Origin of the sequence: Streptomyces sp. BR123 (assembly GCF_013401435.1) — a bacterium.
In the GTDB taxonomy this organism is placed as follows: Bacteria; Actinomycetota; Actinomycetes; order Streptomycetales; family Streptomycetaceae; genus Streptomyces.
In genome coordinates this window covers 1-13,362 of sequence record NZ_JACBGN010000048.1, presented here as the reverse complement: position 1 = coordinate 13,362, position 13,362 = coordinate 1, and the positions used below count along the sequence as shown (strand labels likewise).

At 72.5% G+C, this 13,362-nt stretch carries 14 protein-coding genes; 12 read left to right on the top strand and 2 right to left on the bottom strand.

Annotated features, from left to right (window positions below):
• Positions 1-182 precede the first annotated feature (182 nt).
• Both HYE82_RS10875 and HYE82_RS10870 read left to right on the top strand, forming a co-directional pair.
• Positions 183-803, top strand: a complete 621-nt coding sequence (locus HYE82_RS10875; protein ID WP_179173771.1) for a dihydrofolate reductase family protein — start codon at positions 183-185, stop codon at positions 801-803.
• Positions 804-977: 174 nt separating this feature from the next.
• Entirely contained in the window at positions 978-2,165 is a 1,188-nt protein-coding gene (locus tag HYE82_RS10870) for a cytochrome P450 (protein WP_179173770.1), read from the top strand.
• Between the two features lie 75 nt (positions 2,166-2,240).
• On the opposite strand, the gene HYE82_RS10865 is transcribed toward HYE82_RS10870, so the two are convergent.
• Positions 2,241-3,245, bottom strand: a complete 1,005-nt coding sequence (locus tag HYE82_RS10865; protein WP_179173769.1) for a Gfo/Idh/MocA family oxidoreductase — start codon at positions 3,243-3,245, stop codon at positions 2,241-2,243.
• A gap of 251 nt (positions 3,246-3,496) precedes the next feature.
• On the opposite strand from HYE82_RS10865, the gene HYE82_RS10860 reads away from it, so the two are divergent.
• From HYE82_RS10860 to HYE82_RS10815, 10 genes are all read left to right on the top strand, one after another.
• Positions 3,497-4,477 (top strand): sugar ABC transporter substrate-binding protein, encoded by a 981-nt coding sequence (locus tag HYE82_RS10860; RefSeq protein ID WP_179173768.1) that lies wholly within the window; start codon positions 3,497-3,499, stop codon positions 4,475-4,477.
• Positions 4,474-5,547, top strand: a complete 1,074-nt coding sequence (locus HYE82_RS10855; protein WP_179173767.1) for an ABC transporter permease — start codon at positions 4,474-4,476, stop codon at positions 5,545-5,547. The genes HYE82_RS10860 and HYE82_RS10855 overlap by 4 nt, the downstream gene beginning before the upstream one ends.
• Positions 5,544-6,434 carry an ATP-binding cassette domain-containing protein gene (locus HYE82_RS10850; protein ID WP_256987069.1) on the top strand — a complete coding sequence of 297 codons (891 nt, stop codon included), beginning with the start codon at positions 5,544-5,546 and terminating at the stop codon, positions 6,432-6,434. The genes HYE82_RS10855 and HYE82_RS10850 overlap by 4 nt, the downstream gene beginning before the upstream one ends.
• Before the next feature lie 16 nt (positions 6,435-6,450).
• Complete coding sequence (locus HYE82_RS10845) at positions 6,451-7,611, top strand: ROK family glucokinase (protein WP_179173766.1); 1,161 nt, start codon at positions 6,451-6,453, stop codon at positions 7,609-7,611.
• Positions 7,608-8,204, top strand: a complete 597-nt coding sequence (locus HYE82_RS10840) for a hypothetical protein (protein WP_309144269.1) — start codon at positions 7,608-7,610, stop codon at positions 8,202-8,204. The genes HYE82_RS10845 and HYE82_RS10840 overlap by 4 nt, the downstream gene beginning before the upstream one ends.
• A gap of 199 nt (positions 8,205-8,403) precedes the next feature.
• Complete coding sequence (locus HYE82_RS10835; RefSeq protein WP_179173765.1) at positions 8,404-9,036, top strand: MBL fold metallo-hydrolase; 633 nt, start codon at positions 8,404-8,406, stop codon at positions 9,034-9,036.
• 123 nt (positions 9,037-9,159) lie between these two features.
• Positions 9,160-9,951, top strand: a complete 792-nt coding sequence (locus HYE82_RS10830) for an exodeoxyribonuclease III (protein ID WP_179173764.1) — start codon at positions 9,160-9,162, stop codon at positions 9,949-9,951.
• 58 nt (positions 9,952-10,009) lie between these two features.
• Positions 10,010-10,453 (top strand): DUF6278 family protein, encoded by a 444-nt coding sequence (locus tag HYE82_RS10825; RefSeq protein ID WP_179173763.1) that lies wholly within the window; start codon positions 10,010-10,012, stop codon positions 10,451-10,453.
• A gap of 12 nt (positions 10,454-10,465) precedes the next feature.
• On the top strand, positions 10,466-11,023 hold the full coding sequence (locus HYE82_RS10820) for a histidine phosphatase family protein (protein WP_179173762.1): 558 nt from the start codon (positions 10,466-10,468) through the stop codon (positions 11,021-11,023).
• A gap of 81 nt (positions 11,024-11,104) precedes the next feature.
• A complete protein-coding gene (locus HYE82_RS10815) occupies positions 11,105-11,848 on the top strand; it encodes an amino acid ABC transporter ATP-binding protein (protein WP_179173761.1) in 744 nt (247 codons plus the stop codon).
• A gap of 2 nt (positions 11,849-11,850) precedes the next feature.
• Here HYE82_RS10815 and HYE82_RS10810 read toward each other — a convergent pair.
• Positions 11,851-13,362: CocE/NonD family hydrolase (locus HYE82_RS10810; RefSeq protein ID WP_179173760.1), on the bottom strand; the 1,512-nt coding region annotated here is incomplete at its 5' end.

The following is a 13,362-nucleotide window of genomic DNA, read 5'->3' as shown; positions in this document are numbered from 1 at the left end:
TTCTCCCCCTGCAGTCCGCCGATCAACAGATGAGTTGATCAACGAGAGAGCTTAAGGCGGGCGGCGGCGGGAATCCGACGGGAATCCGTGCGCGCCGCGGCGATCAGTCCGGGGCGGAGCGGGAGTCTGAACCGGTGCAACGGCGGCAGCCGCAACCGACCGAGATCCAGGAGCGCAGAGCCATGGGCAAGCTGACCCTCACCACCTTCCTCACCCTCGACGGCGTGATGCAGGCCCCCGGCGGGCCGGACGAGGACCGCAGGGGCGGCTTCGCGTGCGGCGGCTGGGTGGTGCCCTTCTTCGACGACGCCACGGGAGAGTTCGTCGACGAGAACTTCGACCGGGCCGGGGCGTTCCTGCTCGGGCGCCGGACGTACGAGATCTTCGCCGCGTACTGGCCGCAGAAGACCGACCCGGAGGACAGGATCGCGAGCCGGCTGAACAGCCTGCCGAAGTACGTGGCCTCGACCACCCTCAAGGATCCGGAATGGGCCGGGACCACCGTCATCGACGGGGAGGAGATGCAGAGCGAGATCGTGCGCGTCAAGGACGCCCTGGAGGAGGGCCGGGAGCTCCAGGTGCACGGCAGCGGGCTGCTCGCACAGTGGCTGCTGGCGCGGGACCTGGTGGACGAGATGCACCTCATGGTGTTCCCCGTCTACCTGGGCGGCGGACAGCGGCTGTTCCCGACCGGCGGGCTGCCGACGGCCTGCGAGCTGGCCTCCTCGCGCACGACCCCGAACGGCATCGCCATCCACACCTACCGGCCGAAGGGCCGCGCCACCTTCGGCAGCTTCGACTGACGCGGACGCGGACGCGGGCGAGGGCGCGGACGAGGGCGCGGACGAGGGCGGGGCGGCAGCGGCCGTACGCCGCACCTCGCCCTCCGGGGACTGCCCGCACCGGCCGCCGCCGGGCCGGCGGAGTGTCCGGAAAGCGCCGGGTCAGAGGATCAACTGCCGCCGTAAGGTGGCGACATGCCTCAACCGGACATCAGCGGGAACTCCCCGGACTTCCAGGCCGATCCGTACTCCTTCTACGCCGGGCTGCGGGCCGCCGGCCCCGTCCATCCCGTCGGGGTCTCGGCGTCCGAGTACGAGCCCGGCTGGATCGTCGTCGGCCACGAGGAGGCCCGGCAGGCCCTGAACCACCCGGACCTGTTGAAGGACTGGAGCAGCAGCCTGCCGGACGTTGCCCGCACCGCGGCCAACCTCAACATGCTGGAGTCCGACCCGCCCCGGCACACCCGGCTGCGCCGCCTGGTCGCCCGCGAGTTCACCGCCCGCCGCGTCGAGGCGCTGCGCCCCCGCGTCCAGCAGGTCACCGACGAGCTGGTCGACGCGATGGCCGCCCGCCCGCAGCGCACCGCCGACCTCGTCGAGGCCGTCGCCTTCCCGCTGCCCATGACGGTGATCTGCGAGCTGCTCGGCGTCCCCGATCTGGACCGGGCCCGCTTCTCCTACTGGTCCAAGGAGGTCGTCGCCCCTTCCGGCGACGCCCCGGACACCCGCGCCCACCGCGAACTCGGCCTGTACCTCGGCGAACTCGTCGCGAGGAAGGCCGAGGAGCCCGGGGAGGACCTGCTCAGCGCCCTGATCCGGACCCGGGACGAGGACGGCGGCTCGCTCTCCCCGGACGAGCTGATCGGCATGGCCTTCCTGCTGCTGGTCGCCGGCCACGAGACCACCGTCCACCTCGTCGCCAACGGCGTCCGCGCCCTGCTCGCCCATCCCGACCAGCTCGCCGACCTGCGCGCCGACTGCGACGGCCTCCTCGACGGGGCGGTCGAGGAGATGCTCCGCTACGACGGCCCCGTCCAGAACGCCACCTTCCGCTACGCCCGCCGGGATGTGGAGCTCGGCGGCACCACCATCCCGGACGGGGCCACCGTCCTCGTCTCGCTGGCCGCCGCCGACCGCGACCCGGGCCGCTTTCCCGACCCGGACGCCTTCGACATCCGGCGCGCCCCGCAGGGGCACCTCGCCTTCGGCCACGGCCTGCACTTCTGCCTCGGCGCCCCGCTGGCCCGGATGGAGGGCCGCATCGCCATCCGCGGCCTGCTCGAACGCTTCCCCGACCTGGCCGAGGACCCCGACGCCGGACCGCCGGCCTGGATCGGCGGCAGCCTGATGCGGGGCGTGACCCGGCTGCCGGTGCGCTGGTAGCCGCCGCCCATGCCCGCACAGGTCAGGCCGCCCCGGGGCCGGCGTTCACAGGTCAGGCCGTCCCGGTTCCGGCGTTCACAGGTCCGGCAGCTCCGCCATGGCCACCCGGCGCCGCTCCCGCCGCGACAGCTCGCACGCCTCCGCCACCCGCAGCGCGGCCAGCGCCTCCCGGCCGTCGCAGGGGTTGGGTCCCTCGCCGCGGACCAGCCGGACGAACGCCGCGAGCTCGGCCTCGTACGCCGGGGCGAACCGCTCCAGGAAGCCCGTCCACGGCTTGGGGGCCGGGGGCGGGCCGTGCGGCTCGGTCGAGGCGATCGGCGTACGGTCGTCCAGTCCGGAGGAGACCTGGTCGAGTTCCCCGGCCAGCTCCATCCGCACGTCGTACCCGGCCCCGTTGCAGCGCGTGCCCGTACACGTCACCAGCGTGGAGTCGTCCAGCGTGAGCAGGGCTGCCGCCGTGTCCACGTCGCCCACCTCGCGGAACCGCGGCGGGCCCGCGTCCGAGGCGGTCGCGTACACCTCCGCCACCTCCCGGCCGGTCACCCAGCGGACCATGTCGAAGTCGTGCACCAGGCAGTCCCGGTACAGGCCCCCGGACGCGGCCAGGTAGGCGGCGGGCGGCGGCGACGGATCGGCGGTCATCGTCCGGACGGTGTGCAGCCGGCCCAGCGCTCCGGAGCGCACCAGCTCCCGCGCGGTCCGGTAGCCCGCGTCGAAGCGGCGCATGAAGCCCAGCTGGAGCACCCCGTCCGCGGCGGCCACCTCGCGGAGCACCGCCAGGGTCCTGGCCAGGTCGGCGGCCAGCGGCTTCTCGCAGAAGACGGGCAGCCCGCCGCGGACGGCCCGCAGCACCAGCTCCGCGTGCCCGTCGGTGGAGCAGGCCACGACGACGGCGTCCACGCCCCAGGCGAAGACCTGGTCCACGGAGGGCGCGGCCGTGGCTCCGAGCCGGTCGGCGAGCCGTACGGCACGCGCGGGATCGGCGTCGGCGAGCAGCAGCGAGCCGGCGTCCGGGTGGCGGGCGAGTGCCGCCGCATGGAAGGAGCCGATCCGGCCCGTTCCGATCAGCCCGATGCGCATGCACTCAACCTGGACCGCCGGGCGGAGGCTGTCAATCCGCATGACGGCGGCCGGAGGGTGCGGGGGCGCCGGGAAGCCCCCGATGACCTCACATGCGCCACTGTGGCGGATACTGGGCGGCTGAAACCGGAATGACCGCTTTGGCATCGGCGGACGCAGAAGACCGGCGCGCAGCGGAACGGTGCGCGGACGAGCACGGCACGAGGGAAGGGCACGCAGACGTGGCCAGGACAGGGACAGGGGTACGCGTCGTGGGCGCCGTGCTCGCGGCGGTACTGGGGGCCTCCCTCGTGGGCTGCAGCAGCACGGGCGGCAAACGCGCCGAGGAGCGGGCGAAGGCCGCCGCGGCGGGCCGGCCGGCCGTGTCCACGCCCCGCTGGACCTTCGCGATGATCACTCATGCGGGCGATGGCGACACCTTCTGGGACATCGTCCAGAAGGGCGCCAAGGAGGCCGCCGCCAAGGACAACATCAACTTCGTGTACGCCCACGACGACCAGGCGCAGCAGCAGGCCCAGTTCGTGCAGAACGCCATCGACCAGAAGGCCGACGGCATCATCGTGAGCCTCGCCAAGCCCGAGGCCCTCAAGGACGTGATCGTCAAGGCCGTCAAGGCCGGCATCCCGGTGATCACCGTCAACTCCGGCTCCGCCCAGTCGGCGGAGTACGGCGCCCTGACCCACATCGGCCAGGACGAGCAGGTCGCCGGCGAGGCCGTCGGCACCGAGCTGACCAAGCGCGGCCGCACCAGGGCCGTCTGCGTCCTGCACGAGCAGGGCAACGTCGGCCACGAGCAGCGCTGCGCCGGAGCGAAGAAGACCTTCGGCGGCACCATGGAGAACCTGTACGTCGAGGGCACCAACATGCCCTCCGTCCAGGCCGCCGTCCAGGCGAAGCTCCAGGCCGACCCTTCCGTCGACGCGATCCTCACCCTCGGCGCCCCCTTCGCGGCGACCGCCGTCAAGGCCAAGCAGGCCGCGGGCAGCAAGGCGGAGGTGGACACCTTCGACCTGAACGAGTCCGTCGCCCGTGACCTCAGGTCCGGGGCCCTCGGCTTCGCCGTCGACCAGCAGCCCTACCTCCAGGGGTACGAGGCCGTCGACCTGCTCTGGCTCCACCGCTACAACGCCGACGTGCTCGGCGGCGGCCGGCCGGTGCTCACCGGACCGCAGATCGTGACCGGCGACAAGGCCGCCGAGTTGGAGGAGTACATCAAGCGGGGCAGCCGATGACCGCGCTCGCCCCCGCCCCGGCCCCCGGCCCGGCGCCGGCCCCGGGCGGCTCCGGCGACGAGCGGCTCGCGCCCTCCTCCCTGCTGCGCCGCCTGCTCGGCCGCCCCGAGTTGGGCGCCGTCGTCGGCGCCGCCGCCGTCTTCGTCTTCTTCTCCTTCGCCGCCCCCAGCTTCCTGCAGGCGTCCAGCCTCAGCACGATCCTGTACGCGGCCTCCACCATCGGGATCATGGCGGTCCCGGTGGCGCTGCTGATGATCGGCGGAGAGTTCGACCTCTCCGCCGGCGTCATGGTCACCACCGCGGCCCTGGTCAGCTCGATGTTCAGCTACCAGATGACCGCCAACGTGTGGGTCGGCGTCGCGGTGTCCCTCGTGGTCACCCTGGCCGTCGGCTTCTTCAACGGGTTCATGCTGACCCGTACGAAGCTGCCGAGCTTCATCATCACGCTCGGCACCTTCCTGATGCTCACCGGCCTCAACCTCGGCTTCACCAAGCTGATCGGCGGCACCGTCTCCACCAAGGGCATCTCGGACATGGAGGGCTTTCCCTCCGCCCGGGCGCTCTTCGCCTCCCAGTGGACCGTCGGCGCGGTCACCCTCAAGGTCACCATCCTGTGGTGGATCGCCCTGGTCGCCGTCGCCACCTGGATCCTGCTGCGCACCCGCGCCGGGAACTGGATCTTCGCGGTCGGCGGGTCGGCGGACGCGGCCCGCGCCGTCGGCGTCCCCGTCGTGAAGACCCGGATCGGCCTCTACATGGGCGTCGCCCTGTGCGCCTGGATCTCCGGGCAGCACATCCTCTTCTCGTACGACGTCGTCCAGTCCGGCGAGGGCGTCGGCAACGAGCTGCTGTACATCATCGCGGCCGTCATCGGCGGCTGCCTGCTGACCGGCGGCTACGGCTCCGCGATCGGCGCGGCCGTCGGCGCCTTCATCTTCGGCATGACCAGCAACGGCATCGTGTACGCCCAGTGGAACCCGGACTGGTTCAAGTTCTTCCTGGGCGCGATGCTGCTGCTGGCCGTGCTGCTCAACGCATGGGTCCGCAAGCGGGCGGAGGCACGGGCATGAGCACGCCCCAGGCAGACACAAGCACCCCGACGGACACCCCGACGGGCACGCCCCTCGTGAAGCTGACCGGTGTCAGCAAGCACTACGGCACCATCCGCGCCCTCCAGGACGTCTCCCTGGAGGTCTCCGCCGGTGAGATCACCTGCGTCCTCGGCGACAACGGCGCCGGCAAGTCCACCCTCATCAAGATCATCGCGGGGCTGCACCGGCACGACGCCGGCACCTTCGAGATCGAGGGCGAGGAGACCGTACTCGTCAACCCGCGCGCCGCCCTCGACCGCGGCATCGCCACCGTCTACCAGGACCTCGCCGTCGTCCCGCTCATGCCCGTCTGGCGGAACTTCTTCCTCGGCTCCGAGCCGACCCGGGGCCGCGGCCCCTTCCGCCGCCTCGACGTGGACCTCATGCGCGAGACCACCCGCACCGAGCTGCTGCGCATGGGCATCGACCTGCGCGACGTCGACCAGCCGATCGGCACCCTGTCCGGCGGCGAACGGCAGTGCGTGGCCATCGCCCGCGCCGTCCACTTCGGCGCGAAGGTCCTCGTACTCGACGAGCCCACCGCCGCCCTCGGCGTCAAGCAGTCCGGGGTGGTCCTCAAGTACGTGGCGGCCGCCCGCGACGCCGGCCTCGGCGTGGTCCTCATCACCCACAACCCGCACCACGCCCACCTGGTCGGCGACCGCTTCGTCCTGCTCAAGCGCGGTGCCATGGCAGGCAGCCACACCCGCGACTCGATCACCCTCGACGAGCTCACCCGGCAGATGGCCGGCGGCTCCGAGCTGGACGAGCTGAGCCACGAGCTGGAGCGAGTGGCAGAATCGGACCCGCACCCCGCACCCGGCACCGCCGCAGACGGCACCGCACACGGCACCACCGCACCCTGAGGGACGACACGACTCGATGAGCACGTACCGGGACTTCACGCTCCCCCACCGGGGGTCGGCGCGGGGCACCGTCCTGCGGACCATCGGGACCCGTGAGCGCCGGTCGCACCTGACCGCCCCGCGCGTCCCCACCGTCGGCATCGACATCGGCGGCACCAAGGTCATGGCCGGCGTCGTCGACGCCGACGGCGTGATCCTGGAGAAGATCCGCACCGAGACCCCCGACAAGTCCAAGAGCCCCAAGGTCGTCGAGGACACCATCGTCGAGCTCGTCCTCGACCTGTCCGACCGGCACGACGTCCACGCCGTGGGCATCGGGGCGGCCGGCTGGGTCGACGCCGACCGCTCCCGCGTCCTCTTCGCCCCCCACCTGGCCTGGCGGGACGAACCGCTGCGCGACGCCCTGCAGTCCCGCCTCGCCGTCCCCGTCATGGTCGACAACGACGCCAACACCGCCGCCTGGGCGGAATGGCGCTTCGGCGCCGGCCGCGGCGAGGACCACCTCGTCATGATCACCCTCGGAACCGGCATCGGCGGCGCCATCCTGGAGGGCGGCCAGGTCAAGCGGGGCAGGTACGGCGTCGCCGGCGAGTTCGGCCACATGCAGGTCGTCCCCGGCGGCCACCGCTGCCCCTGCGGCAACCGCGGCTGCTGGGAGCAGTACAGCTCCGGCAACGCCCTGGTCCGCGAGGCCCGGGAGCTGGCCGCCGCCGACTCCCCGGTCGCCCACAACATCATCGCCCGCGTCGGCGGCAACATCTCCGAGATCACCGGACCGCTGATCACCGAGCTCGCCCGCGAGGGCGACGCCATGTGCGTCGAGCTGCTCCAGGACATCGGCCAGTGGCTCGGGGTGGGCATCGCCAACCTCGCCGCCGCCCTCGACCCCTCCTGCTTCGTCATCGGCGGCGGCGTCAGCGCCGCCGACGACCTGCTGATCGGCCCCGCCCGGGACGCCTTCCGACGCCACCTCACCGGCCGCGGCTACCGGCCCGAGGCCCGCATCACCAAGGCCGAGCTCGGACCCGAGGCCGGCATGGTCGGCGCCGCCGACCTCGCCCGGCTCGTCGCCCGCCGCTTCCGCCGCGCCACGCGCCGCCGCGTCGAGCGGTACGAGCGCTACGCACAGCTCGGCCGGCGCGCCACCCCCCGCCCCGAGGACCAGGAAAAGCAGTGACATCCCCCACCCTGTCCCGCCAGGCGCCCGCCCCCGACGAGGCCGCGGTGCCGGCCGCGCCGACCCCGGCCGAGGACCGCAGGCACGTCGTCCGGCGCCGCTGGATCACCGCCATCATCATCCTGCTGCTGATCGGCGTACCCGCCGGCTACCTCGCCGTGTCCGCCCAGCAGAGCCGCGCCAGCGGCCGCGACAAGGCCGCCAAGGTCGGCGCGACCAAGGTGCGCCCCGGCTGGCCCTCCCGGGTGCAGCGCAGCATCTACGACGTCCCCATTCCGCTCAAGGCCTGGCGGGTCGGGTTCCTGGAGACCAACAACTGGCACACCAGCCGGCTGTACGTGCAGTTCGCCGTCACCCCGGACGAACTGGACGCCTTCCTCGCGAGCCTCGGCACCAGCCGCTCCGCGCTGACCCCCGAGGTCTCCGTCTCCGAGCACGACGCCGCCGTCGCCGGCTGGAGCTGGGGCCCCTCCAACCGCTGGTACGGGATCACCCTGGAGCAGCCCGACCCGCGACCCACCCGCGATGTCACCGTCGACCTCACCGACCCGGCCAAGCCCCGCGTCTACGTGGTCTCCACCGCGGTCCCGTAACCGCCCGGCCCGGCGGGGCGGGCGGCTACGCGGCCCCGGGGAAGCGGGGCACGTCTCCGCGCCGCACGGCACGGCACCTCGCCGCGTTGTCGCAGTACCCGAGACGTCCCGTACAAGGGCACTGCTCCGCCTTGCGGTACACCGCACCGGACGAGGCGGAAACGCCCCCCGCTTCCCCGAGGCCGCTTAGCCTGGGATCATGAAGCTCACCAAGCGGCTGCACTCCTGCGTCCAGCTGGAGAAGGACGGGCGCGTGCTCGTCATCGACCCCGGCGCCTTCAGCGAGCCCGACGCGGGCCTCGGGGCCGACGCCCTGCTCGTCACCCACGAGCACCCCGACCACTTCGACGAGGGCCGGCTGCGCGCCGCCCTCGACGCCAACCCCGCCGCCGGGCTGTGGACCCTGCGCAGCGTCGCGGAACGGATGGCATCCGCCTATCCCGGCCGCGTGCACACCGTCGGCCACGGCGACGCCTTCACCGCGGCCGGCTTCGAGGTGCAGGTCCACGGCGAGCTCCATGCCGTCATCCACCCGGACATCCCCCGGGTCACCAACGTCGGCTACCTCGTCGACGGCTCCCTCTTCCACCCCGGCGACGCGCTGACCGTCCCCGGCACCCCGGTGGAGACGCTGATGCTCCCCGTCCACGCCCCGTGGAACAAGGTCGCGGAAGTGATCGACTACGTCCGCGAGGTCAAGCCGGTCCGCGCCGTCGACATCCACGACGCCTACCTCTCCGACATCGCCCGGCCCATCTACGACACGGCCCTGGACCGCCTGGGCGGAGCTCCGCACAGCCGGATGTCCGCGGGGGAGACCGCCGCCCTCTGAGCGCCTCCCTCCCGCGCCTCCCTCCCGCGCGTCCCTCCCGCGCTCGCTCCCTCCCGCGCCTCCCTCCGGGCGTCGGCTCCCGGCACCGGCCGGCTGTCGGCGCCGGGCGGTAGGTTGTCTGGTATGCGTATCGCCACCTTCAACGTCAACTCGATCACCGCCCGGCTGCCGCGGCTGCTGGCCTGGCTGGAGTCCTCCGGCACCGATGTGCTCTGCGTCCAGGAGACCAAGTGCACCGCCGAGCAGTTCCCCTTCGACGAGCTGCGCGAGCTGGGGTACGAGGCGGCGGTCAACGCCACCGGCCGGTGGAACGGCGTCGCGCTGGTCTCCCGGGTCGGCCTGGAGGACGTGGTCGCGGGCCTGTCGGGCGGGCCCGACTACGGGGGCGTCCAGGAGCCCCGGGCGATCTCCGCGACCTGCGGCGGCGTCCGCCTGTGGTCGGTGTACGTGCCGAACGGCCGCGAGGTCGAGCACGACCACTACGGCTACAAGCTGAACTGGTTCCGCGCGCTGAGGGACGCCGTCGCCGAGGACGCCGCCGGCCCCCGCCCCTTCGCGGTGCTCGGCGACTTCAACGTGGCCCCCAGGGACGAGGACGTCTACGACGTGGCGGCCTTCGCGGGCCTCACCCACGTCACCCCCGCCGAGCGGGCCGCCCTGGAGGCGCTGCGCGCCGCCGGCCTGTCGGACGTGGTGCCCCGCCCCCTCAAGTACGACCGCCCGTACACGTACTGGGACTACCGCCAGCTCTGCTTCCCCAAGAACCGCGGCATGCGCATCGACCTGGTGTACGGCAACGAGCCCTTCGCCAAGGCCGTCAAGGACGCCTACGTGGACCGCGAGGAGCGCAAGGGCAAGGGCGCCTCCGACCACGCCCCCGTCGTCGTGGACCTCGACCTCGACCTCGACGCGTAACGCGGGATCAAGGCGCGCCCTGTGGCCAGCAGGGCGCCGCGGTGCCAGGCTGGACGACATGAACATCCCCTTCCTGGACCACTGGCTCAACCGGAACGACACGGAACGGGGTGCGGGACTCGCAGCCGCCCTCACGCAGGACCCCGAAGGCATCAGCGAGTTGTTCGCGGAGTGCGAGATGCTGCGCGTCCACGCCCGCGCGGCCGGACTCGAACTCGACGAGACCCCGGCCTCCTTGGCTGCGCTGGACCAGCTGATGCCGCGCTGGCGCCGGGATCCCGAGATCGTGCCGTGGCTCGGCAACGACGCGGGCCTGTACCTCGGCACGGTGATCATCCGGACCCGCCCGGGCGCGAGCTGGCAGGTGCGCCCGGACGGCCAGCCGGTGATCCTGCTGGCCTCCGGGCGGGAGCTGAACGTGGTGGAGTCCGGGGTGTCCTGGGCGATGACCGGATCCCCCGAACTCTCGCAGGCCTACGCGGAAGCCTCCGAGGGCCTCTGACCGGGAGCCCGTATGGCCGTCGACATCGTCTTCGAGACCCACTCGCTCACCGAGGACAACGAACGGGGCATCGCCACCGGCCTCCTCCCCGGCAGGCTCTCCGCAGCGGGCCGGCGCCTCGCCGCCGAACTCGGCGGCCGCCGCCGTGACGACGGTCTCGCGGCCGTCTTCGTCTCGGACCTGCACCGGGCCGTGGAGACCGCCCGGATCGCCTTCACCGGGAGCCCGCTCCCCGTGCACCGCGACCCGCGGCTGCGGGAATGCGACTACGGCACGCTGAACGGCCGCCCGGTGGCCGACCTGGCCGGCCGCCGTTCCCGGCACATCGACACCCCCTTCCCCGGCGGCCAGAGCTACCGGCAGGTCATCGATTCCACCGCGGACTTCCTCCGGGACCTGGCCGCCGCCCGCAACGGTCAGCGCGTCCTCCTCATCTCCCACTCGGCCAACAAGTGGGCGCTCGACTGCCTCCTGCGCGGCGCCTCGATCGAAGACCTGGTGGACGCCCCGTTCGGCTGGCGGGAGGGCTGGCACTACACGCTCCCCGAGGACTGGCGTGTTGACGGGTGACGTGCACTCCCCGCCCCTATGGCCCATCCTGGCCCCGGCACACCGACCAGGCCCGGCACCGACAAGGAGGGGCAGGCAGACATGGCCGTCGAATCGCTGATCGAGCTGCGGAACGTGAACAAGCACTACGGGCAGCTGCACGTCCTGAAGGACATCGACCTCACCGTCGGCCGCGGCGAGGTGGTGGTGGTCATCGGCCCGTCCGGCTCCGGGAAATCCACCCTGTGCCGGACCATCAACCGTCTGGAGACCGTCGAGTCGGGCACGATCACCCTCGACGGCCGGCCGCTGCCCGCCGAGGGCAAGGACCTGGCCGCGCTCCGCGCCGATGTGGGGATGGTCTTCCAGTCCTTCAACCTCTTCGCGCACAAGACCGTCCTCGCCAACGTCTCGCTCGCACAGATCAAGGTCAGGAAGCGCGGCAGGGCGGAGGCCGACCGGCGCTCCCTGGAGCTGCTGGAACGCGTCGGCCTCGCCGACCAGGCCGTGAAGTTCCCTGCCCAGCTCTCGGGCGGCCAGCAGCAGCGGGTGGCCATCGCCCGCGCCCTGGCCATGGACCCCAAGGCGCTCCTCTTCGACGAGCCCACCTCCGCCCTCGACCCGGAGATGATCAACGAGGTGCTGGAGGTCATGCGGCAGCTGGCGGCGGAGGGGATGACCATGGTCGTGGTCACCCACGAGATGGGCTTCGCCCGCTCCGCCGCCAACCGCGTCGTCTTCATGGACGACGGCAGGATCGTCGAGGACCGCTCACCGGAGGGGTTCTTCACCGCCCCCGCGAGCGACCGCGCCAGGGACTTCCTCTCCAAGATCCTCAAGCACTGAGGTCAGCGCAGGGGGACCGCCACGTACGAAGGGTCGGTGGCGGGGGAGGTGAAGGTGAGCTGGGCGCCGAAGGGGTTGTACTCCGCGTAGAGGGGGTCGACGGTGTCGATGACGAGGGCCAGCCGGTGGCCGGCCGGTACGTCGTACGCCGTCGAGAACAGGTCGAGGTCCACACCGAAGGCGCGGCCCGGCGTCTTGCCGTGGAAGGTGTACGGGGCGTGGGTGACCAGCTTGCCGACGCCGAGCGGGCCCACGTCGTAGAGGTACGCGACGAAGGTGCCGTCGGACTTGGTGGGCGTGACGGTGGTGTGCAGGCGCGCCGTGCCGCGGACGCGCTTGTCGCTGCCGTACCGCTCGGACTGCCAGACGGCGGAGAAGGTACGCGGCAGCAGCGGGACGGAGGCCATCGGCGGGATCTTGGCGAACTGGTCCAGGGCGCTGGAGAGGAGGACGACGCCGCCGTCGGCCCCGGTGTTGACGCCGGTGAACAGGTGCTCGGTGTCGTTCAGCGCGAGCTTCTCGGTGGCGGCCGCGCCGACCGACTTCCAGTCGGCGTAGCCCTCGTAGCCGCCGGCGCTGCGGGTCTTGATCTGCACGGGGGCCTCGGTGTCCACCCCGTTGCGCTCGCCTTTGAGGTGGCGGTCGAACCAGCGGCGGGCGTTGGCCCAGGTGTCGTTGGGCAGGCCGAACAGGCCAGTGACCTCGGCGGTGGCGTGGTCGCCGGGGCGGAACTCCAGCCGCTTGGGGCCGGTCAGTTTCTCGAAGAAGGAGGCGTACTGGTTGGGCGGGAAGATCGTGTCGCCCCAGGCGTTGCCGAGCATGACCGCGGTGCCGTTGGCGTTGATCCGGTCGACCTGCTCCGAGGCCGAGCGCACCCGGCCCCACTCGATCATCTCCTGCTCCCGGTCCAGGCGGGAGTTCATGAAGTCGGCGAGGATACGGTCGAGTTCGGGGCCGGGGCGGCCCGTGGCGTGGCCGACGGCGCCGAGCAGGCCGGTGGCCTGGAGGTGCTGGGTGCGGCCGGAGTAGATGGACTCGATGAGGTCGGCCCAGCCGCTGAGCGCCACCACCGTCTTGATCCGCGGGTCGTGCGCGGAGGCGAGCAGGCTGATGCCCGCCCCGTACGAGACCCCGCCCACGCCGATGCGTCCGGTGTCGGCGGGGGTGTGGGCCAGCGCCCAGTCGATGACGGCGGAGACGTCGGCGATGTCGGGCGGGCCGGCCACCTCGATCTGCCCGCCGGAGAGCCAGAAGCCGCGGGAGGCGTAACTGACCACGACATAGCCGGAGTCGGCGAGCTTCTTCGCCTGGGCGATGTATTCGATCTGCGGCATGCCCCAGCTGCCGGGCAGCACGATCAGCGGGTACGTCCGGCCGGCCTCGGCGCCGGCCGGGGTGAACACGTTGCCCTTGAGGGTGATGCCGCCCGATCCCGGGATGTCGTGGAAGGTGAGCCCGGGCGGGGCCGCGGCCGTTGCGGCCGCCGCGGCGTAAGGGCCGGTGGGGGAGGGGGC

What these genes read in the sequence shown, in the direction of transcription:
- HYE82_RS10875 (WP_179173771.1), top strand. Translation starts at nt 183, where the DNA reads ATGGGCAAGCTGACCCTCACCACCTTCCTCACCCTCGACGGCGTGATG.
- HYE82_RS10870 (WP_179173770.1), top strand. Translation starts at nt 978, where the DNA reads ATGCCTCAACCGGACATCAGCGGGAACTCCCCGGACTTCCAGGCCGAT.
- HYE82_RS10865 (WP_179173769.1), bottom strand. Translation starts at nt 3,245, where the DNA reads ATGCGCATCGGGCTGATCGGAACGGGCCGGATCGGCTCCTTCCATGCG.
- HYE82_RS10855 (WP_179173767.1), top strand. Translation starts at nt 4,474, where the DNA reads ATGACCGCGCTCGCCCCCGCCCCGGCCCCCGGCCCGGCGCCGGCCCCG.
- HYE82_RS10850 (WP_256987069.1), top strand. Translation starts at nt 5,544, where the DNA reads ATGAGCACGCCCCAGGCAGACACAAGCACCCCGACGGACACCCCGACG.
- HYE82_RS10845 (WP_179173766.1), top strand. Translation starts at nt 6,451, where the DNA reads ATGAGCACGTACCGGGACTTCACGCTCCCCCACCGGGGGTCGGCGCGG.
- HYE82_RS10835 (WP_179173765.1), top strand. Translation starts at nt 8,404, where the DNA reads ATGAAGCTCACCAAGCGGCTGCACTCCTGCGTCCAGCTGGAGAAGGAC.
- HYE82_RS10830 (WP_179173764.1), top strand. Translation starts at nt 9,160, where the DNA reads ATGCGTATCGCCACCTTCAACGTCAACTCGATCACCGCCCGGCTGCCG.
- HYE82_RS10825 (WP_179173763.1), top strand. Translation starts at nt 10,010, where the DNA reads ATGAACATCCCCTTCCTGGACCACTGGCTCAACCGGAACGACACGGAA.
- HYE82_RS10820 (WP_179173762.1), top strand. Translation starts at nt 10,466, where the DNA reads ATGGCCGTCGACATCGTCTTCGAGACCCACTCGCTCACCGAGGACAAC.
- HYE82_RS10815 (WP_179173761.1), top strand. Translation starts at nt 11,105, where the DNA reads ATGGCCGTCGAATCGCTGATCGAGCTGCGGAACGTGAACAAGCACTAC.